The 19,794-nt window shown below is 38.9% G+C and carries 17 protein-coding genes and 1 pseudogene; 11 read left to right on the top strand and 7 right to left on the bottom strand.

Features of this window, described 5'->3' with window-relative positions; genetic code table 11:
* Positions 1-68: 68 nt before the first annotated feature.
* Positions 69-464, top strand: a pseudogene (locus tag M5121_RS02925) (hypothetical protein).
* Here M5121_RS02925 and rsmD read toward each other — a convergent pair.
* Both rsmD and mrdA read right to left on the bottom strand, forming a co-directional pair.
* The gene (gene rsmD / locus M5121_RS02920; protein WP_249570268.1) at positions 461-1,009 is read right to left on the bottom strand and encodes a 16S rRNA (guanine(966)-N(2))-methyltransferase RsmD; all 549 of its coding nucleotides are present in this window, start codon (positions 1,007-1,009) and stop codon (positions 461-463) included. The pseudogene M5121_RS02925 and the gene rsmD overlap by 4 nt on opposite strands.
* On the bottom strand, positions 1,009-3,006 hold the full coding sequence (mrdA, locus tag M5121_RS02915) for a penicillin-binding protein 2 (RefSeq protein ID WP_249570267.1): 1,998 nt from the start codon (positions 3,004-3,006) through the stop codon (positions 1,009-1,011). Before mrdA ends, rsmD begins: the two co-directional genes overlap by 1 nt.
* Before the next feature lie 241 nt (positions 3,007-3,247).
* Here mrdA and M5121_RS02910 point away from each other — a divergent pair, with 241 nt between their 5' ends.
* The 9 genes from M5121_RS02910 (at position 3,248) to M5121_RS02870 (ending at position 13,991) form a co-directional block, all read left to right on the top strand.
* Positions 3,248-3,769 carry a hypothetical protein gene (locus M5121_RS02910; protein WP_087543773.1) on the top strand — a complete coding sequence of 174 codons (522 nt, stop codon included), beginning with the start codon at positions 3,248-3,250 and terminating at the stop codon, positions 3,767-3,769.
* 63 nt (positions 3,770-3,832) lie between these two features.
* On the top strand, positions 3,833-5,146 hold the full coding sequence (locus M5121_RS02905) for a DUF445 domain-containing protein (protein ID WP_249570266.1): 1,314 nt from the start codon (positions 3,833-3,835) through the stop codon (positions 5,144-5,146).
* A gap of 83 nt (positions 5,147-5,229) precedes the next feature.
* A complete protein-coding gene (adk, locus tag M5121_RS02900; RefSeq protein WP_087536237.1) occupies positions 5,230-5,883 on the top strand; it encodes an adenylate kinase in 654 nt (217 codons plus the stop codon).
* 184 nt (positions 5,884-6,067) lie between these two features.
* On the top strand, positions 6,068-7,399 hold the full coding sequence (locus tag M5121_RS02895; protein WP_249570265.1) for an SWIM zinc finger family protein: 1,332 nt from the start codon (positions 6,068-6,070) through the stop codon (positions 7,397-7,399).
* Positions 7,390-9,027, top strand: a complete 1,638-nt coding sequence (locus M5121_RS02890) for a hypothetical protein (protein ID WP_249570264.1) — start codon at positions 7,390-7,392, stop codon at positions 9,025-9,027. Before M5121_RS02895 ends, M5121_RS02890 begins: the two co-directional genes overlap by 10 nt.
* Positions 9,028-9,059: 32 nt before the next feature.
* On the top strand, positions 9,060-10,142 hold the full coding sequence (locus M5121_RS02885) for an ATP-binding protein (RefSeq protein ID WP_178882568.1): 1,083 nt from the start codon (positions 9,060-9,062) through the stop codon (positions 10,140-10,142).
* 74 nt (positions 10,143-10,216) lie between these two features.
* Complete coding sequence (locus M5121_RS02880; RefSeq protein WP_249570263.1) at positions 10,217-12,556, top strand: DUF5682 family protein; 2,340 nt, start codon at positions 10,217-10,219, stop codon at positions 12,554-12,556.
* Positions 12,557-12,559: 3 nt separating this feature from the next.
* Positions 12,560-13,744 carry a VWA domain-containing protein gene (locus tag M5121_RS02875; RefSeq protein WP_249570262.1) on the top strand — a complete coding sequence of 395 codons (1,185 nt, stop codon included), beginning with the start codon at positions 12,560-12,562 and terminating at the stop codon, positions 13,742-13,744.
* A 64-nt stretch (positions 13,745-13,808) separates the two neighbouring features.
* Entirely contained in the window at positions 13,809-13,991 is a 183-nt protein-coding gene (locus tag M5121_RS02870; RefSeq protein ID WP_034602651.1) for a hypothetical protein, read from the top strand.
* Here the strand turns inward: M5121_RS02870 and nth are convergent.
* Complete coding sequence (nth, locus tag M5121_RS02865) at positions 13,988-14,674, bottom strand: endonuclease III (protein WP_005157880.1); 687 nt, start codon at positions 14,672-14,674, stop codon at positions 13,988-13,990. The two genes, M5121_RS02870 and nth, sit on opposite strands and share 4 nt — an antisense overlap.
* Entirely contained in the window at positions 14,675-15,475 is an 801-nt protein-coding gene (locus tag M5121_RS02860; protein ID WP_005157878.1) for an RnfABCDGE type electron transport complex subunit B, read from the bottom strand.
* Between the two features lie 385 nt (positions 15,476-15,860).
* Between M5121_RS02860 and gdhA the strand changes: the two genes are divergently transcribed.
* Complete coding sequence (gene gdhA / locus M5121_RS02855; protein WP_249570261.1) at positions 15,861-17,204, top strand: NADP-specific glutamate dehydrogenase; 1,344 nt, start codon at positions 15,861-15,863, stop codon at positions 17,202-17,204.
* Between the two features lie 88 nt (positions 17,205-17,292).
* On the opposite strand, the gene M5121_RS02850 is transcribed toward gdhA, so the two are convergent.
* From M5121_RS02850 to rlmH, 3 genes are all read right to left on the bottom strand, one after another.
* Positions 17,293-18,054: an META and DUF4377 domain-containing protein gene (locus tag M5121_RS02850; protein WP_249570260.1), complete on the bottom strand. Its 762-nt coding sequence runs from the start codon at positions 18,052-18,054 to the stop codon at positions 17,293-17,295.
* Between the two features lie 181 nt (positions 18,055-18,235).
* Positions 18,236-19,009, bottom strand: a complete 774-nt coding sequence (locus M5121_RS02845; protein WP_046739158.1) for a DODA-type extradiol aromatic ring-opening family dioxygenase — start codon at positions 19,007-19,009, stop codon at positions 18,236-18,238.
* A 100-nt stretch (positions 19,010-19,109) separates the two neighbouring features.
* The gene (gene rlmH, locus M5121_RS02840; RefSeq protein WP_004663191.1) at positions 19,110-19,589 is read right to left on the bottom strand and encodes a 23S rRNA (pseudouridine(1915)-N(3))-methyltransferase RlmH; all 480 of its coding nucleotides are present in this window, start codon (positions 19,587-19,589) and stop codon (positions 19,110-19,112) included.
* Positions 19,590-19,794 lie beyond the last annotated feature (205 nt).

Here is a 19,794-nt window from a genome sequence, read left to right as displayed (position 1 = left end):
TGAGATGAAGCGCATATTTTTTTCTATATATTTGATTTTAATCATGTAATATAATTGGGAAAACAAAAATGAAAAATTTATCCTATTTTATCTTATTTTTCTCCTGTGCCTGTCATGCAGGGGATTATAATTTTTTTACAGAGGTCAATGATGATACTGAAGAAACGTTTGACTCTGCCTATCCACAGCAAGAGAAAACAGATTATTCAATCTTGCATAATCTGTTTTTCCAAGATGATCGTTGGCGTGCTTATAACTATACCGCTTACCAAACCAATTAATTTAATCAAAAGATGTTAACAGGAGATACGAGCAATCTCTCTTTAGATGATTTTTCGATTTCACTTGGATACGGTATGGTGTATCAATTGAATAAAAATAATCGGATTGGTTATGAATATCTTTCCAGTTTTCCATTTGATCGGGGCCAATTAATTCGATTATTTTGGTTGCGCATTTTTTAAGATTTTTTCTGGTACAAACCCGCTCTGACAATTCCTGCTTTGGTTTCTTTAATTTTTTGCCAACTAGATGGAAGTTTTAATTGAGATAATTCTCGATCTGCCTCTACATAAATAAAGGCATTTTCCGTAATAATAGGATCAGCTAATTTAGCAAGTTCTTCCCATAATTCTAGGTCGTAGGGGGGGTCTAAAAAAACAACCTCAAAATGAGTATTTAATTGCTTTAATGCTTGCTGTGCAGTGAGTGTTAGTAGCTGACAATTTTCTGCTTTTAGCAATTGAATGTTTTCTTTTAAAAAGCGAGCTTGAATCGGGTTGGGTTCGATCATGACGACTTTTGCAGCGCCCCGTGATAAAGCTTCAAATGCTAGCGCACCAGAGCCGCTACATAAATCTAAAACTTGTGAATTTTGTATATCCCACATGAGCCAATTAAATAATGTTTCTCTTACTCGATCTGGTGTAGGACGTAAACCTTCAATGCTAGCGAATGGTAGCGTTCTACGTTTCCAATCACCACCGATGATACGTAATTGATTTTTCATTACTCAGTGACTCCATCATTAGAATGAGAAGCAGCAGTAGTTGTAACTGAACTTGCTGCTGGTGTCGATGCAGGTGAATCAGAACTACTTGGTAGTTCACCGGGCTTAATACCAGCAGTCATTAAACCGCCACTCACTTGATGGTTGGCTGGACGAATAGGATTATTTTTACGAGTGACTAGCCAGTAATCAAAGACTGGACGTGCAAGTTGAGCTGCCGATCCGCCATGTTTACCATTTTCCCAAACGACAGCAATTGCGATTTGAGGATTATCCGCTGGTGCAAAGCCAACAAATAAACCGTGATCCCATTGTCGAGAGGAAAGAGCGGCTTCATTATAACGTTTGCCCTGAGCAATACTTTTGACCTGAGCTGTACCTGTTTTACCCGCAATAGAATATTGTAATCCGCCCTTAATGCCACGCCCCGTTCCAGATTGAATCACATCTATCATGGCTGCATGCATGTTAAGCCAATCTTGCTCTGTACCATTAAATTGAATTTTACCGTCAGGAGCATTGTGCACAGAATATTTTTTTGCGCCTTTATTATCACGTAAAACGTGAGGTGTAACGTGAGAGCCTTTGTTCGCAGTAATTGCTACAGCCATCGCAAGTTGTAATGGGGTAGCAGTAAATGCGCCTTGTCCAATACTGACCGAAATGGTTTCACCTTTTAACCATTTCGATTTGCGTGTACGCATTTTCCAGTCTGGACTTGGATATAAACCAGTGCTTTCACTTGGTAAATCTACACCTGTTTTTGCGCCAAAGCCAAATTGTCGCATCCAGTCATTCATTTTTTCGATACCCATACGATAAGACAGGATATAAAAATAGGTATCACAGGATACAACTTCAGCTTTGTGTAAATTTACAGCACCATGACCTGTCTTTTTATGATCACGGAAGCGGTGGCTATCTCCTGGTAAATTAAAATAACCAGGATCAGAAATTGCTGTGCCCCAATCGACAAGTCCGTAATGAATTCCGCCAAGTCCGAACATCGGTTTAATTGTCGAACCCGGTGGATAAACGCCTTGTACGGCACGGTTATAAAGTGGTTGGTCTAAGTTATCACGTAAACCACTATAATCTTTTGAACTGATGCCTGTAACAAATAAATTTGGATTAAAACTTGGGCTAGATACCAGTGCTAAAATTTCTCCAGTTCGAGGATCCATGGCTACAATTGCACCACGACGATCTGCCAACTGTTGAGCTGCAATGGTTTGAAGACCATAATCTATCGATAAATAAAGGTCATTTCCGCGCGTTGGGTTTTGACGACCTAAATGACGGAGTACATTACCATGTGCATCGGCTTCAACGGATTCATAACCTGGTGTTCCATGTAATAACTCTTCATAGCTTTTTTCTGCACCAATTTTTCCAATCAGGTTGGTACCTGCATATAAATCTTTATCAATAGATTTTAATTCTTTGTCATTAATTCGCCCCACATAACCGATCACATGGGCAAACAATTCGCCATGAGGATAGTAACGTGTCATTTGTGTTTCAATTTTCACACCCGGGAAGTCGTATTTAACTTCGCTGAATTTCGCAATATCTGCCTCAGTCAGATTTAACTTGATGGTAATTCTTTCCGTTTTACGTGCAGTTTTTACGCGACTTTTAAAACGATCGACATCTTCTTGGGTTAAGCTCAGTACTGGAATTAAACGTGCAATGGTTCCATCAATATCTGTGACATCTGTACGACTGAGTGTTGCTGTAAAAACAGGATAATTATCCGCTAAGAGTACGCCATTGCGATCATAAATATAACCACGTGCGGGTGGAAGAGGCTGTAAACGAATTCGGTTTTTATCAGAGGCTGTTGTAAAGTCGTCGTAATGAATAATCTGTAAATATGCATAACGGCAAATTAATAAAAGTAGAAAAGTAGCGACGATAAATATAGCAAAGAAGATTCGACCCTTGTAAATGCGCTTTTCTTGTTGCATGTTTTTTAAAGGAAAGTGCTGTTTCATAGGGTGTCGACTTAAATTACAAGGGAGAAAATATAAAAGGCGGGCTATTTTAACGTAAGTTGCATGATCATACTGTAGTATTTTCAGTACATCATCTGAATGATGATGCGACAGTTTTTGACTTTGCAGACATTAAAATTGTAGGGACTTGTATATTAGATGCAAAATAATTCTGTTAAAGTCTGAAGCTGTTTGAAATAGGATTGTCCAAGATACACTCTTAGGGAAAATGGAGAAAATAATGAAAAAATCTTACCTTTTACTAGCGGTTTTAGCATTCAACGGCGTTGTCCATGCTGAAGAAAATCCATATATGCCTGAAGCAAAATTAAAAGGGGCAAAAGACGTAGCAACTTGGAATATTGGTGCTGGTTTTACTAAAAAATTACTACATGCCAATCTTGAATGGGTAAATCCATACGGAATTGCTTATGCAAAAGTAGGCGCTTTTTTAAATGATGATAATGAACCTGGTGCGCAAATTGGCTTTCGTTATCCATATTATTTAACAGGTACAGATAAAAATGGTTATTACCTTGGTCTTTATGCTGGTCATTTAGATAGTAAAAACTATGGCGGTAAACAAAAAGGGAATTTAGGTGTTGGTACTGATTTAGCATTTGTTTGGTTGAATAGTGATCGAATTAGTACGTTTAGTGTGGGAGCGGGACTGCGTGACAAGATAGAAGATGGAAATGGGAATACTGTTAAAAAAGTAGAGCCCCTTTTTCAGATTTCTTACACGTTAAGTTTTGGCTTATAGGGGCGTGACTGATTGTTCATTCTTTTATAAGTCTAAATGTATCAATAATTCTGAGAGTCATGCATGTTTGATTACGTCAATGAATTGTGGCAGATTTTTTTAAATCGGCCTGACCATCTGGCGGTCCTAAGTATTATTCCAGTGACAGCCCTAGTAACATGGGCTCATGTATGGATGGCTTTAAAAATGGTGTTTTACCCAATTAATTTTTGGGGATTCCATTTAGGACCATTACCTGTAGGTTGGCAGGGGATTGTGCCGCGTAAAGCAGGGCGTATTTCGGGCATCATTACCGATAATACATTATCTAAGTTGGGTTCATTGCGTGAGTTTTTAGAGGCAATGGATCCAGAAGATATGGCAATGATCATTGGTGAGCAAGTTGGTTTTGAGCTTGAACACTTAATTGATGAAGTCATGGTTGATCGTAATGCTGTGTTGTGGGAGAACTTACCATACTCGATTAAACGTCGAATTTATGCGCAAGCCCATAAACAGTTGCCAAATACATTAAAAGAACTTGTGACTGAGCTGACCATGAACGTTGAGTCACTTGTGGACATGCGGGAAATGGTGGTCAGCCAAATGGAAGGTGATCGCCGTTTAATGGTACGTATGTTCCTTAAAGTTGGTCAGAAAGAAATTAATTTTATTTGGCATATCAGTGCGTTAATTGGAATGTTCTTTGGGATTTTCCAAATGATCGTTTGGTTTGTGGTACCGTGGCATTGGACCGTTCCTTTTTGGGCATCAATCTGGGGCTTTTTAACAAACTGGATTGCGATTTGGATGGTATTTAACCCAATTGAACCGCATTATATCCGTTACCCACAGATTTTTCGTTTGACCAAAGACCGTAAGTTTCCATGGGTCGTTCCTGTGCTAAGGATTGGTACATATAACGTTCAAGGTGCATTTATGAAACGCCAAGAGGAAGTTTCAGATGTATTTGCAAGCGTGGTAACTGAAGATTTAATTACTCTGAAATCCATCATGACTGAAATGATGTATGGTAGTAAAAAAGATAAAACTCGTCGGATTGTCAAGCGCCATATTAATGAAATTATGGAAACTCCATTGGTCAGAACTTCACTGCAGCTTTCATTAGGGCCAAGAGAATATGCTAGACTCAAGACCGACTTGATTGATCGCTCAATTGAAATTACTATGGGTCCAGTATGTGACCCAGCTCTGAATGCAAGTCGTGCGCAGAAGATCTTTCAAATGTTTAGAGACCGCATCCGTGAACTAACACCGAAAGAGTTCCAGAATTTATTGCGACCTGCGTTCCAAGAAGATGAGTGGATCCTAATTGTATTGGGTGGTGTGACTGGTTTTTTTGCAGGTTTAATCCACTTATTTGTTGCTTTCTTATAATTAATTTGATGTTGGTTGAGCAATAAATCTGTATCATATTGCTCAATTTAAGATTTATTGTTTTTAAATGAGGATGTTCTTTTATGCGCATTATTTTACTCGGACCACCTGGGGCAGGTAAAGGTACTCAAGCTCAGTTGATCTGTAAGCGCTACAATATCCCACAAATTTCAACCGGTGATATGCTCCGTGCTGCAATTCGTGAAGGAACTGAACTAGGTCTTAAAGCGAAAAGTGTTATGGAGTCTGGTGGTTTAGTATCAGACGAACTCATTATTGGTTTGGTTCAAGAGCGTATTGCTCAACCAGATTGTGTGAACGGTTGTATTTTTGACGGTTTCCCACGTACGATTCCACAAGCTGAAGCTTTGGAAACGGCGGGTATTTCAATTGATCATGTGATTGAAATTGATGTTCCAGATGAAGAGATTGTTCAACGTCTTTCAGGTCGTCGTCAGCACCCAGCTTCTGGTCGTGTTTATCACCTTGTTTATAATCCACCTAAAGTAGAAGGTAAGGATGATGAAACTGGTGAAGACTTGGTACAACGTCCAGATGATCAAGAAGAAACGATTCGTAAGCGTTTAGGTTCATATCATAGTGAAACTGAACAATTAGTAGGTTTTTATCAAGGTCGTGCTGCTTCAGGTGAAGATGCGCCAACTTATAATAAATTGAATGGCTTACGTGCAATCGAAGAAGTTCAAAAAGAATTATTTGCTATTTTAGATAAATAATTTAGTTTTGATAGAACTGTCTTATGTAGCCATAAGACAGTTTTTTTATACCTATAATTATCTACGACATAAAATGTCGCTATGTCAGATTAAATGATATAAAAACTAAACAAAAAACGTTATATTCCATTCAAGCGTACAATTTAAAAATACTGAAACTTAGAATTATTTTAAAGGGTTAACTATGTTGCTGACGATTCAATCTGATCAAGTCGAGCAAATTATTCCAGATGCAAGTTCGGCAAAATCAGCCAAGAAACTCGCAAAATTTGAAGCATGGAACAATATCTCGGGTTCGACTGATCAGTGGATTTGGGGAGAAATTCAGGGTAGTGCGATTTATCAAAGCGCAGTTTTTTTACCTGAACTTAAATGCGAATGTAGTTGTCCAAGTTTTAAACGACCTTGTAAACATGCTTTAGCATTATTGTTTGTCTATACCGAGTATCAAGATAAATTTACTGTGCAATCAGATGGACAAAGCATACCTGATCGAGTACAAAAATGGCGAGATAAAAAAACTAAAACACTTGAGAAGAAAGAAAACAAGATTGATAAACCGATTGATGAAGAAGCACGTGCGAAACGCCAATTGGCACGTGAGAAAAAAATGGATGCAGGCATTGAGGCATTACAAACATGGTTGAATGATGTTGTTACAATGGGACTTGGGAGATTACGTCAGCAACAACATGAAAAGTTCCGCGATATTCAAAGTCGTTTGGTCGATGCTCAAGTTGCAGGTTTAGTTAGTTATTTAGATGAGTTTTCGAGTGCGCTATATCAAAGTAATTGGCAAATGCAGAGTTCATTTTGGTTAGCTAAATTACAAACAGCCGTTCATTTATGGCAAAACCGTCAACAGCTCAAACCAGAACTATATGAAGAACTAACACAGCTTTTTGGTGTGAATTTACCAACTGATACGTGGGATAACATATCCGCTCAGATACTTCATATTTATGCCTTAGGACAAGTAACTCAGGAGTTGGTCAATACCCGTGGACGTTATCGTCGTCAATGGCTGTGGGATAGTCAAAATTTACGCGACTATTTGCTATTAGATTTTGAAATTCCACCTTATTCGAACTTTGGCTTAACGTTGCCTTTCCAGAAACAACTGGCTCTAAATGCCAAACTTTATCCAGTGGTAAGCCAACAACGTCTTCGTTTAGAAGATAATTTAATGTCATTCAATGATTTGAGCCTAACGCTGGTTGCGCCAAAAGGCTTTGAAAATTTTGATCAAGCATTTACTCAATATGCGAATGGATTAAAACAATATCCTTTGCAGCTAGTACGATTTTTCTGGCTAGAGCAATTGCGTTTGGTCAAGCAGGATAAAGTAATTTATTTGGTCGATCAGGATCAAAAAATGTGTGAAATTGAGATTAAACAATTTGTTGAGTTATGGTTTTTAGTGGGGAATGAGCCATTTAGTGCAGGTGTTGAATGGAATGGATTGCAACTTAAACTGGTGAGTATTTGGCAAGGAGGGCACTTTGAATGTCTTTAAGCACATCATACAGTGAGTTTAATCAGCAGTTATTACTCAAACTGACGCTAGGGCAGCAGTTTAAACAGACTGTAAAAGTACCGAATGAATTGCAAGTCTATGCACCTAAACAGATTGATTCAGCTCAAGATTTATTAGTCTTGAATCAATATTGGGTGCTCATGCAACAAGCAGGTTATCAAGCACAAGGTGTACCTGAAACCTTACAAAAGAATATTGCTGAGATTGATCAGATAGAAAATGAAAAGCAATTGGATAATCAACTTGTGCAAATTTTGAAATGGGTTGTTGCACAAGAGTCGCCATTTTTATATCAAGATTGGGTTATTCAAATTTTCAAACTTGCTCAACTACAGCAGCGAGTGATTCCTCGTTATTTGGTGTTGAAAGTTCTACCACTGTGTCGAAACCCAGTGTTATTGGCATCAGTCTTACCTGAGTTTGCATTTCAGGGCGATGTAACAACGCGTTTGGATGATGCAAAAAGGGTGTGGAAATATGTGAAACAACAAGACGCAGCACCATTGATCCGTCAATTACAGAAATCAAAAAGTAGCGAATGGTCTTTATTGATGAGCCAGTTATGTGGTCAATTGCCAAACTTTATTCATCAACATATAGCAGAGTTTTGGTCACAATCGATTCAGAGAAATCATTTGCAAAGTCATGCTGAAAGTCTTGTGATGTATAACATGCCAGTGACTCAATTTGAAGCTTTATACCAGCATGTAAAAACATTAGAACCACAGAATGCAGCGACAGTAAGTAGTAATGCTGCATTAGCTTTCTATTTATATTATCAAGATAATGCACTGTACAACGAAGTTATGGCGTTAATGCGTGTATGTTTGAGCTACGATGCCCAAGCTGAAAAAGTTAAATTCAACATTAACTTAGATCAAGATGATGCACTCAATGATTATGGCTTTTTTGATCGAGAAGCTAATTTGGTTGAAAGTCGTAAAAGTTTAAAAACAGCTTACCAAAGTGCTCAAGTCGAGCAAGCTTATCAGGCATTTTGTGCAAGTTCACAGGGCGTACTTTATCTCAAAAGAATTTTAATCCAATTGCCACTTGCGTATTGGTTAGAATTATTTGGTACTTGGGATCATTTACTTTCATTGCATTCACAGCAAAAAGATTCACTTTGGAGTGCGTTTATTGTGTGTTGTTATCGAGAGCAACGACATGATTTAGCTTTATGGTTTTACCAACATCAAGTCAAATGGTGTGAAGCTGTAACGGCATCAAGTGGGAACATGTTTGAACGTGAGTTATTCTTTACTTTGCTAGACCAAGAACCAGCAACTGGATTGTTATTAAAGCAACTTGAATCCCATTACCAAAATCAAGATTTAGAACATTTTTGGTTGTTGTTTCAGCGTGCTAAGGCGCTGCATGATGTTCAAAATATCTCAGAAATGGCAGTCGTATTATTACAACATGCATATGCGAACTTAGATTTGCAGCAGGATCAGAAGAAATTTGCATCATTAAAAGAGCAGGCTCAATGGTTGATTTTGCAAGCTTATCCAATCGATATCAGTAGTTTACAAGCTCTTTTTTCTATTTCTGAATGGAAACAGCTCATTCAATTGAATCAGTACAAACAAAAATTTATTGCTTAATGATCAAGAAATCATAAATTAGGATAATCAACATGTCTCAACAAGTTTTACGTGCGCGTGCAGAACAACAGTTTTCTCATGAATTAGATGCATTAAAAGCACATGACAGTTTAGTAAAACCTCCACAATGGCAACTTTCACCTAAAGCAGTCGTAGATTACTTATTGGGTACAACACTGCCAGATGGAACAGAAATTTCACCAAAATATATTGGTAATCGCCGTTTGATGGAAATTGCTGTTGCGACATTGGCGACTGATCGTGCCTTGTTGTTATTAGGCGTACCAGGCACAGCAAAATCATGGGTATCAGAACATTTAGCAGCGGCGATTTCAGGTAATAGTGCTTTATTGATTCAAGGTACGGCAGGTACGAGCGAAGATACTCTACGTTATAGTTGGAATTATGCCCAACTTTTATCCAAAGGTCCGAGTGAGGATGCTTTGGTGAAAAGCCCGATGTTACGTGCGATGCAAGAAGGCAAGATCGCACGTGTGGAGGAACTGACTCGTATTCCTGCCGATGTACAAGATACGTTGATTACTTTACTTTCAGAGAAAAATTTACCTGTTCCTGAGTTAGGAATTGAGTATCAAGCGGTACAAGGTTTTAGTGTGATTGCCACCGCCAATAATCGTGATAAAGGGGTGAATGAACTCTCCTCTGCGTTAAAGCGTCGTTTTAATACGGTAATTTTACCGCCGCCTGCTACGATTGCTGAGGAAATAGAAATCGTACAAAAACGCGTTCAATCTTTGGGCAAGAGTTTACAACTACCTGAGATTCAGCCTTTGGATGCTCAAATTCAAAAACTGGTGACGATTTTTAGAGAGCTGCGTCATGGGCAAACCTTAGATGGCAAGCAAAAACTCAAAACCACCACGGGAACTTTATCAACGGCTGAAGCCATTTCAGTGATGAGTCATGGTTGGGTGATGGCAGGGCATTTTGGTTCGGGCAATCTCACTGATCATGAGTTGGCGGCAGGTCTGCAAGGTGCGGTATTAAAAGATCCTGTGCAAGATATCGTACCTTGGAAAGAATATGTTGAAACGGTGATTAAACAACGTGAGGGTTGGCAAGACCTGTATCGTGCTTGTCGTGATTTAGAATAAAACCAAATAATAAAAACCTCATCCCAATCTTCTCCTTGAAAGGGAGAAGCTGTGATCGGAATAAAGGATAAAAAATGCTGCATATTCTCGGTATTCGTCATCATGGGCCTGGTTCGGCGCGTAGTGTCTGTAATGCTTTGGCTTCGATTCAACCTGATTGTATTTTGATTGAAGGACCACCTGATGCCAATGCAATCATTGCTCAATTGCAACATGCAGATTTTAAGCCGCCTGTGGCGTTGTTGTTGAATACCCCTGTACAAAAAGAAGTGCGATCACAGGCAGTGTTCTATCCTTTTGCTGAATTTTCGCCTGAGTGGCAAGCTTTGCAATATGCGTTGCGTCAGCAAATTGCAGTAGAGTTTATGGATCTGCCTTTGCAACATCGTTTTGCGTTGGAAAAACAATGGGCAGAGCAACGTTTACAGCAAGCTTCAGCAGACGATCAAGAGATTGAGTCTAATCAGCAAGGTGATGTTGAGCCAGAACAGAATTTGGAACAGCATTATCTTTCGATTCGCCGAGATCCAATTCAATTGCTGGCAGAGCAGGCAGGCTATCAAGACAGCGAACGTTTTTGGGAGCATTTGGTCGAGCAGCAGCCACACGCTGGACAAATGTTTGCCGCAATTAGCGATGCCATGTCAGCTTTACGTGATTATTTGATAAGCCAGCAATCTGAAAATTATAGTAGTGAAGACCAACTGCTAGAGCAGTATCGCGAAGCCTACATGCGCAAAGTGATCAAGCAGGCACAAAAGCAAGGCTACCAAAATATTGTGGTGATTTGTGGTGCATGGCATGCACCTGTATTGGCGGATTTAAAAGCGCAAAATAAAGAAGATACCGCCTTGCTCAAAGGCTTACCTAAAGTCAAAGTTGATGCTGCATGGATTGCATGGACACATGGGCGTTTGAGCAGGGACAATGGCTATGGTGCAGGTGTACAAGCGGTTGGATGGTATACCCATCTTTGGAAGCATTACCAACAAGCCTTAGATGCAGAGGCAGATGGCGAAAAAATTACGATTGATTGGTTAAGTAAATTTGCTCAAGCTTTACGCCAAGCAGGTCATGATGCCTCTAGTGCTCAGATTATTGATGCGGTACAACTGATTCAATCTTTATTGCAATTACGTGGACGACGTATTCCTGATTTGGAAGATTTATTTGAGGCAATTCGTTCGGTCTTAAATCACGGCTTAGATATTCCACAACCGATTTTAGCTAAATTGCTTGAAGACGAGCAATTGGGGCAAGTGCCTGATGAGTTGATTGAGTTGCCCATTCAAAAAGACTTTTTACAGCAAGTGAAGCATTTTCGCCTGAAACTCGAAGCACCGCATCGTGACATTAGTCTGGATTTACGTGAAACCTTCGACTTGGCAAAAAGTCAATTTTTACATTGCGTGAAATTACTGGGTCTCGCTTGGGCAGAGTTAGCTGGTGCAGGCTCAAAGCAAGGTAACTTTAAAGAAGTTTGGCAGTTGTCTTGGCAGCCTGAAACTAGTTTATATCTGAATGAAATGTCGTTGTGGGGAAATAGCATTCAGCTTGCCACACAAAGTTATGTCGAACATCAGATTAGACAATGTGAAGATGTGGCGCAAATTGCGCAACTGATCGAGAGCATTTTATTGTCTGGTTTGGATCAAAGCCTAAATTTGGCTTTGGATAAATTGAATGAGCTCACCACTCAGCATCAAGACCCAAGCATTATTTTGGCAACATTAAAGCCGCTTATTACGGCAATTTGTTATGGCAGTGTGCGCCAATTTTCAATGCAACATTTACATCAAGTGGTAGAACATTTAGCGATTCGTTTGATGTTGAGTTTGCCAAGTTATTGTGTACAACTGAATGCCGAAATGGCTCAGCAATTTGCCCAACAACTACAAAATTTATATGAGCTTTTAGAACAATTACAACAAGATGAATTGTTACGGCTCTGGCAAGAGACCTTACATCAGTTATTGCAGTTGGAACATATGCAAGGTTATTTGCATGGTTGTTGTGTGCGTTTAGCTCGAGAACAGCAGTTGATTGATGTAGAGCAAACACAGGGATTTCTATCTCGTGCTTTATCGCTTGGGCAGACGGCGGATTATAGTGCAGCTTGGTTTGAAGGTTTCTTGACCCATCAAGCTTTGTTATTGATTCATGAGCAAAGTCTTTGGGACACCGTGAGCCAATGGATCAATCAATTACAAGAGCAGCAATTCATTGAGTTATTGCCAATTTTGGCCAGAACAGCTTCAAGTTTTAGCCCTGCTGAAGCACAGCAATTAATTCAGAAAGTGACACAGAAAGCGACCGCAGTCAAACAGGAGGTCGGTACTTTAGATATTGCACGTGCTCAAACGGTATTAGATGAAATTTACGTATACTTACAGCCTGTTGCTGTCGAGGTTTAAGTGATGAATATGAATGAAGAACTGATCACTTTAGAGCAACCTGATCTTGCGGAACAAGAACGACGTTGGCGATTAATTTTAGGGCAAGTCCCCAATTCGACCTCGCATTTACCGAATTGGTCGGTGCAAGATACCAAAATGCAAGAATGTTTGAATGAGCTTTATCAGGCACAACAGCCTAATCGCCGTGGTGGTTTGGGGCATTCTAGTCCTAGAGTGGCACAATGGTTAGGGGATATTCGCCAGTATTTCCCATCTTCTGTGGTAAAAGTTATTCAAAAAGATGCTTTAGAGCGTTTGAATTTACAACAAATGTTGTTAGAGCCTGAATTGTTGGCAAGTGTAGAAGTCGATATTCATTTAGTTTCTACCTTAATTTCACTCAATCATTTGATGCCTGAAAAAACCAAAGAAACCGCGCGCATCGTGGTACGTCAGTTGGTAGAGCAGCTTGAAAACCGCCTAAAACAACCATTACAGCAAGCGATTCGAGGCAGTATTAATCGCTCAGCGCATACACGCCGTCCTAAACGCACGCAAGACATTAACTGGAAGCGCACCATTCAGTCCAATTTGAAACATTGGCAGGAAGATTTTAAAACGATTATTCCACATGAGTTACATGGGCATCCACGTCAACAAACGGCTTTAAAAGACATTGTACTCTGTGTTGATCAGAGTGGATCGATGGCACCTTCCGTGATTTATTCCAGTGTTTTTGCGGCAGTGATGGCAAGTATTCGTGCAGTCAGTACACAAATGATCGTGTTTGATACGGAGCTAGCCGATTTAACCCCTTTGCTCGAAGATCCTGTGGATGTGTTGTTCGGCACACAGTTGGGTGGGGGAACCGATATTGCTAAAGCAATTAAATACTGTCGTAGTAAAATCACTCGCCCAGAAGATACCATTTTTATTCTTATCAGTGATTTGTGTGAAGGTGGAGATGCTAAGCAAATGCTCAAGCAAGTGGCTGAAATGCTAGATAGTGGGGTGCAAGTCATTACGCTACTGGCATTGTCTGATGACGGTGTACCTTGGTACGATACTCAACATGCACAGATCTTTGCGGATATGGGGATTCCAACGTTTGCTTGCACACCTGATCAGTTCCCAGAGTTGATGGCAACTGCAATTGAAAAACGAGATATTCATGCATGGTATGCAACCCAGCAAAATCTGACATAATAGAACATGAAGATGAAGTTTCGGTATGCAAGTCGAAACGTGTGAGCTGATTGAGGATACTTCGTTGCTGAAAATTATTTTGATTGTGGTGGTAATTTTAAGTTTAGCTTTACTGTTGTTTTTATTGTATCAAAGTCAAAAAATGCTGCGTCATGTGCAGAAACAACAGGCTTTGGAAAATAAGAAAAATGGTCGAGAACGTCAGCTACATCCCAAATTACAGCAGCGTAAAAAACCTCAGGATTAACTGAGGTTTTTTGTTGGAATTGTTTTTACTGCTCCAAATTCAAAACGATCAGGCCAGTTGCAGACATCGGATACGATACATTCAGCACATTTAGGTTTACGTGCTATACAACAATAACGTCCATGCAAGATCAGCCAATGATGAGCATCGATAATAAATTCTTTAGGAATAACCTTAATTAATCGATCTTCGACTTCTAAAACATTTTTACCTACTGCCAAACCAGTACGATTGCCAACACGGAAAATATGGGTATCGACTGCCATGGTAGGGTGGCCAAAGGCAGTATTGAGCACAACGTTTGCCGTTTTACGCCCTACACCGGGTAAAGCTTCCAGTTCTTTTCGCGTTTCTGGAATTTGTCCTTGATATTGATCAACTAAAATCTGACAAGTTTTGATCACATTTTCAGCTTTAGCGTTATATAAGCCAATCGTCTTAATATATTCTTTTAAGCCATCAACCCCAAGATTTAAAATAGCTTGTGCAGTATTGGCAACGGCATAGAGTTTATCAGTGGCTTTGTTGACACTGACATCGGTTGCTTGCGCTGAAAGCAAAACAGCAATCAGTAACTCAAAAGGAGAGCTGTAGTTCAGCTCAGTTTGGGGATGTGGTCTTTGCGTACGTAAACGTTCAAAAAAAGTCTGAATTTGTTTTTTGGTCATATTTTTGACAGGCATTTAGATTCCCTGTAATTCATTCAAACGTTGTTGTAAATCAAGTAATTGTGTTTGCTTGGATTCATCTGCACGTACACTTAACTGCTTTTCTAATTTTTTGATTTGCGTTCTAATTTTCGCAAGTTCAATTGTCGTTTTTGCATCTAATACAGGATTTTCTTTTGGTTTATCCATGAGTGTGATCAAGGGTACATTGTTAAGTGCTTGAGAAAATTGAGCAAAAAACTCGGTATCAATTTCAGCACGGACAATCGGTCCTTTACGACTCAAACGACGTTTTTCTTCTCGTTGAATATGCGCATAGTAACGATGTCTTAGATCATCTTGTTCAAGGGTACGCTGTTGAACTGTAGGTAATGGATTGGAATCTTCGACCAGATCAATACAATCTACAGGACAGGGTGGAATACATAACTCACAACCTGTACATAGATCAGTCAAGATACTATGCATTAATTTTCCGCTACCGATAATGGCATCAACAGGGCAGGCACTAATACATTTAGTACACCCGATACATTCATCTTCACGAATTATCGCTTTCATTTGTTGCGGTCGACCATCTGCTTGAATATCCCAAACACTCGGTTCCGCAATCATTGTTGGTCTTTTTAATAATGCTGCAAGTGCATCTGCAACGGGTTGCCCACCAGGAACGCATTTGTTTGCATCTTCACCTTCCACGATCGACTTTGCATAAGGTAAACAACCATCACGATGTCCACATAAACCACATTGCGTTTGTGGTAAAAGTTGGTCTACTTGAACGATAAGAGAGAGTTGTTGTGCTGAAACTGACATGAAAGAAGATAGGATAAAAACAATGTCGCTATTATAGCAAAGAATAGTTTAATCGGCGGCAATCGTTGCTTAAATCTACTTTTTATAGATTTTTATTTTTGCAATTTTATAGTGCTAATATTGTTTTATTTTAGTGCTAAATCTTGTATTTCGAATGATTTCTAATGCCTTATTACTAGGTTAAATGCTTATTTAAGCTATTTTTTTGAATATTTATTATAAAAATAATGAATATTTTTTAAATTAAAATATTGATTTAAAATAATAAAAAATATTATTTATGAAGATTGGCTTGAGAGTTGATCATAAAGGGTATTAAATGTGTTTAATATTCTATTTTGGTGCATTTTTTGCACTAAATTAAATCAATATCTGGGGGTGAGAGTTGAAATACGATAGCTTAAATGATTTCTTGGAGTATGTTAAAGCTAGAGATCCATATCAACCTGAGTTTTTACAAGCAGTAGAAGAGGTCATGACGAGTTTATGGCCTTTTATACAGAAAAATCCTAAATACGCTCAATACGGTTTGTTAGAGCGTTTGGTTGAGCCTGAACGTGTTATTCAGTTTCGTGTATCGTGGATGGATGACCAAGGTCAAACTCATGTAAATCGAGCTTTTCGGATTCAATTTAATTCAGCGATTGGGCCATTTAAAGGTGGCATGCGTTTTCATCCTTCAGTAAATTTATCGATTTTAAAATTTTTGGGTTTTGAGCAAACTTTTAAAAATGCATTAACGACTCTCCCTATGGGGGGTGGTAAAGGTGGTTCAGACTTTGATCCAAAAGGAAAGTCAGAAGCTGAAATTATGCGTTTTTGCCAAGCGTTAATGTTGGAGTTATATCGTCATTTAGGATCAGATACCGATATTCCAGCAGGTGATATCGGGGTTGGTGGTCGTGAAGTAGGCTTCATGGCGGGGATGATGAAAAAGCTGAGTAATGATACGGCTTGTGTTTTTACGGGCAAAGGTATTTCTTTTGGCGGAAGTTTAATGCGTCCAGAAGCGACTGGTTATGGCACTGTTTATTTTGCTGAAGAAATGCTGAAAACTCGTGGTGATAGCTTTGCAGGAAAAACGGTTTCGATTTCGGGTTCGGGAAATGTAGCGCAATTTGCCGCTGAAAAAGCTATGTTTTTGGGTGCAAAAGTGGTGAGTCTGTCAGATTCGAATGGCACTGTTTTTGTAAAAAATGGTTTTACTGATGCATTACTTGCCGAAGTGATGGAGCTGAAAAATATCAAGCGTGGACGTATTTCAGAGTTTGCATCGAAGCATGGTTTTGAATATTTTGAGGGTAAAACCCCTTGGCATATTCCTGTTGATATCGCATTACCTTGTGCCACTCAAAATGAGCTAGGTGCAGAAGATGCAAAATTATTACTAGAAAATGGTGTGATGTGTGTTGCAGAAGGAGCCAACATGCCATCTACCTTGGACGCAGTTGAACAATTTATCGCAGCTAAGATTTTGTATGCACCAGGTAAAGCATCAAATGCGGGCGGAGTTGCAACTTCTGGTCTTGAGATGTCTCAAAATGCGTTACGTTTTGGTTGGACACATGGTGAAGTTGATGAACGCTTACATGCCATCATGAAAGATATACATGCCAATTGCTTAAAATATGGAACCAAAGAGGATGGTACTGTCAATTATGTTGATGGTGCAAATATTGCTGGTTTCGTCAAAGTAGCAGATGCCATTCTTGCGCAGGGTATTTATTAAGGGTCTCCCAAAATCCCACTTTAATAAAGAGGGGATTTCCATAAAAAAATCCGATGTTGAAACATCGGATTTTTTTAACTGGCTAAAATTATGGTTTTTTCACGATTTCTTGTTCAACCACCATATCTAACACATCTGCAATACTTGATTGATCGGCAGCAGGGTTTTTAATGTCGAAACGTTTAACTCGAACGATTACACGTTGGTTTGGATTATGTTCAAAATCTTCGATTTGACCATAGTAAAGTGACCAATTTTTATCAGCGTATGTTTTGATGCCTTTATCGTCATATTTAATTTCACGAACTTGCATACAAGTTTGTGGTGCTACACCCGTACATGATTTAGTTTGTGGTGAAATTTCGAGGAAAACGATTTTAGCTTCAGACTGGTATTTTGCTTCAGCTGTCATTTTACCAAGGAACGTATATTTTTGACCTTTACTATCAGTTATCGTCAAGATCGCTTGATCATTTTGGGTACTGAGTGTGAAAGGAACTTTTTTCTCACTAAAAATATCAGCAGATATGCGTTCTTGTTGCATTAAATCATCCGCACACGCCATCATTGTTGATGCCAGTGGTGAGGTTACAATGGTATTATCTTCAACTTTCCAAGTCCCGCCTTGATTATTACAACCAGTTTGAATAGATAATCGTTGATTATCATCGAAAGATAAAACTAAAGGTTTTGATGCTTTTGAACCTTGATAAGTCCAATTATATTCAGTTAAATTTTTTGCTGCTGTTGTATTAATTTGAGAAATAACATTATCAGTTACATTTTGTACAGTTTGGCACGCCATCAAAGAAAGCGGTAATAAGGCAACAACTAAATATTTAATTTTCATAGTCAAACAACAGTAAATAAATAACAGTCATTAGCTTAAAGTATTCTTAAAAAAATAAAATGTAATCAGTTTATGGATTAAGTTCGTTAAATATATCTATTTGTAAATTTTAAGAAAATTGATTAGGGAAATGACTTACTCAAATATAAGTAAGCCATTTGAAAAGTCTGATGTTTGGTTTTTAATCAAAACGATAAATATCCATACCTAATGATCCCATTGAAAAACTACTATGCACGATACTAAAACGATGACCTGTTCCCATTGCAAAGAATAATGGTGCAAAATGTTCAAGGGTAGGATGATTTCGTTGCACGTAGGGTAAAGATGGCCAGTCAAGTACAGCGTCATAATCTTGATGATTCAGTTTACTAACTACACTATTTCGAAATGTGCTTGCCCATATTGGAACTTCAGCATCTGCATGCCATGAAAGTTCAGAAAGATTATGGGTAATGCTACCAGAGCCAATTAATAAAATTTGTTGTTCACGTAAAGGTGCTAAAACTTGCCCGATTTTGTAAATTTGCTCAGCATTCATTTCGATGGGTAAGGAAATTTCAATCACAGGAATATCTGCTTCTGGATACATATGTAATAAAGGCATCCATACACCGTGATCTCGTGGTCGTGTGCTATTTGCATGTGCAGGAATATCTGCTTCTGCAAATAGAGTCAGTATTTCCTCAGCAAGTTTTGGAGCGCCCGCAGCAGGATAACGGATCTCATAAAGTTCAGGGGGGAAACCACGAAAATCATGCCACGTTTGAGCTCGAGTTGATGTACTCACTTCTAGCGCTTGGCTTTCCCAATGAGCAGACATCACAATAATTGCTTGCGGTTTTGGTAAATTATTGCTTAAACGATGCAATGCGGGACCCACTTGTTCAGGATCAAGTGCAAGCATGGGAGAACCATGAGAAATAAATAACCCGGGTAAAGTCTGGAAATTCATAGATAAGCACCTGATTGGAAATACATCATTATCGTGACAAATTCATGAGAACAATGACAGCCCTTAAACATCAACAGATTGTTCTATAATCAGAACAATTTTAAGCACGATGATAAGGATGATTATGATTGATACTCATCGCTCTATAAAGTTGTTCAATCAGTAGAATACGAACCATGGGATGTGGCATTGTCAATTTAGAAAGAGACCAATGCCAAGCTGCTGCTTTGCGAACTGCGTCTGAATGTCCATCAGGACCACCAATCGCAAGAGCAATATCATTGCCTTCAAGCATCCATTGTTTCATGGTATCTGCCAGTTTTTCTGTACTGAGTTCTCGACCACCTACTTCTAAGGCAATTAACGTTTCATTGGGTTTAAGTGCATTTAAAATACTATCGCCTTCAATTTGACAATATTTTAAAATATCTGCTTCGGAATCATTTTTGCCTCGTTTTGCCATCGGGAGTTCAATCACTTGAGTTTGTACAAAAGGTTGAATGCGTTTGAAATAGTCTTCAAATCCAGTTAACACCCAAGCAGGCATTTTTTGTCCGATAGTCAGAATACGAATTTTCATAGAATAAATAGATCGAGAAATTACGCCTATTATAAACAGTGTTCTTTATCGATAGTGATCAGCATGAAAGGGAATAGTCGCTGAAAGTGTATTTATTGATTACGTTGTATAAAAAACGCAGCTCAAAATTGCGTTTGAGCTGCGATCAAAGTGTCATCAGTCTGGAGTTCGGATGACACTAAAAAATGGGTTCACTGAGTCAAGC

Origin of the sequence: Acinetobacter sp. ANC5681 (assembly GCF_023488045.1) — a bacterium.
Taxonomy (GTDB): Bacteria; Pseudomonadota; Gammaproteobacteria; order Pseudomonadales; family Moraxellaceae; genus Acinetobacter.
Note: the sequence above shows the minus strand (reverse complement) of the source record. Positions and strands in the feature narration are given on the sequence as shown.

Excerpts from the sequence above, each read along its gene's own strand:
- rsmD (WP_249570268.1), bottom strand. The coding sequence starts at position 1,009 with ATGAAAAATCAATTACGTATCATCGGTGGTGATTGGAAACGTAGAACG.
- mrdA (WP_249570267.1), bottom strand. The coding sequence starts at position 3,006 with ATGAAACAGCACTTTCCTTTAAAAAACATGCAACAAGAAAAGCGCATT.
- M5121_RS02910 (WP_087543773.1), top strand. The coding sequence starts at position 3,248 with ATGAAAAAATCTTACCTTTTACTAGCGGTTTTAGCATTCAACGGCGTT.
- M5121_RS02905 (WP_249570266.1), top strand. The coding sequence starts at position 3,833 with ATGTTTGATTACGTCAATGAATTGTGGCAGATTTTTTTAAATCGGCCT.
- adk (WP_087536237.1), top strand. The coding sequence starts at position 5,230 with ATGCGCATTATTTTACTCGGACCACCTGGGGCAGGTAAAGGTACTCAA.
- M5121_RS02895 (WP_249570265.1), top strand. The coding sequence starts at position 6,068 with ATGTTGCTGACGATTCAATCTGATCAAGTCGAGCAAATTATTCCAGAT.
- M5121_RS02890 (WP_249570264.1), top strand. The coding sequence starts at position 7,390 with ATGTCTTTAAGCACATCATACAGTGAGTTTAATCAGCAGTTATTACTC.
- M5121_RS02885 (WP_178882568.1), top strand. The coding sequence starts at position 9,060 with ATGTCTCAACAAGTTTTACGTGCGCGTGCAGAACAACAGTTTTCTCAT.
- M5121_RS02880 (WP_249570263.1), top strand. The coding sequence starts at position 10,217 with ATGCTGCATATTCTCGGTATTCGTCATCATGGGCCTGGTTCGGCGCGT.
- M5121_RS02875 (WP_249570262.1), top strand. The coding sequence starts at position 12,560 with ATGAATATGAATGAAGAACTGATCACTTTAGAGCAACCTGATCTTGCG.
- nth (WP_005157880.1), bottom strand. The coding sequence starts at position 14,674 with ATGCCTGTCAAAAATATGACCAAAAAACAAATTCAGACTTTTTTTGAA.
- M5121_RS02860 (WP_005157878.1), bottom strand. The coding sequence starts at position 15,475 with ATGTCAGTTTCAGCACAACAACTCTCTCTTATCGTTCAAGTAGACCAA.
- M5121_RS02850 (WP_249570260.1), bottom strand. The coding sequence starts at position 18,054 with ATGAAAATTAAATATTTAGTTGTTGCCTTATTACCGCTTTCTTTGATG.
- M5121_RS02845 (WP_046739158.1), bottom strand. The coding sequence starts at position 19,009 with ATGAATTTCCAGACTTTACCCGGGTTATTTATTTCTCATGGTTCTCCC.
- rlmH (WP_004663191.1), bottom strand. The coding sequence starts at position 19,589 with ATGAAAATTCGTATTCTGACTATCGGACAAAAAATGCCTGCTTGGGTG.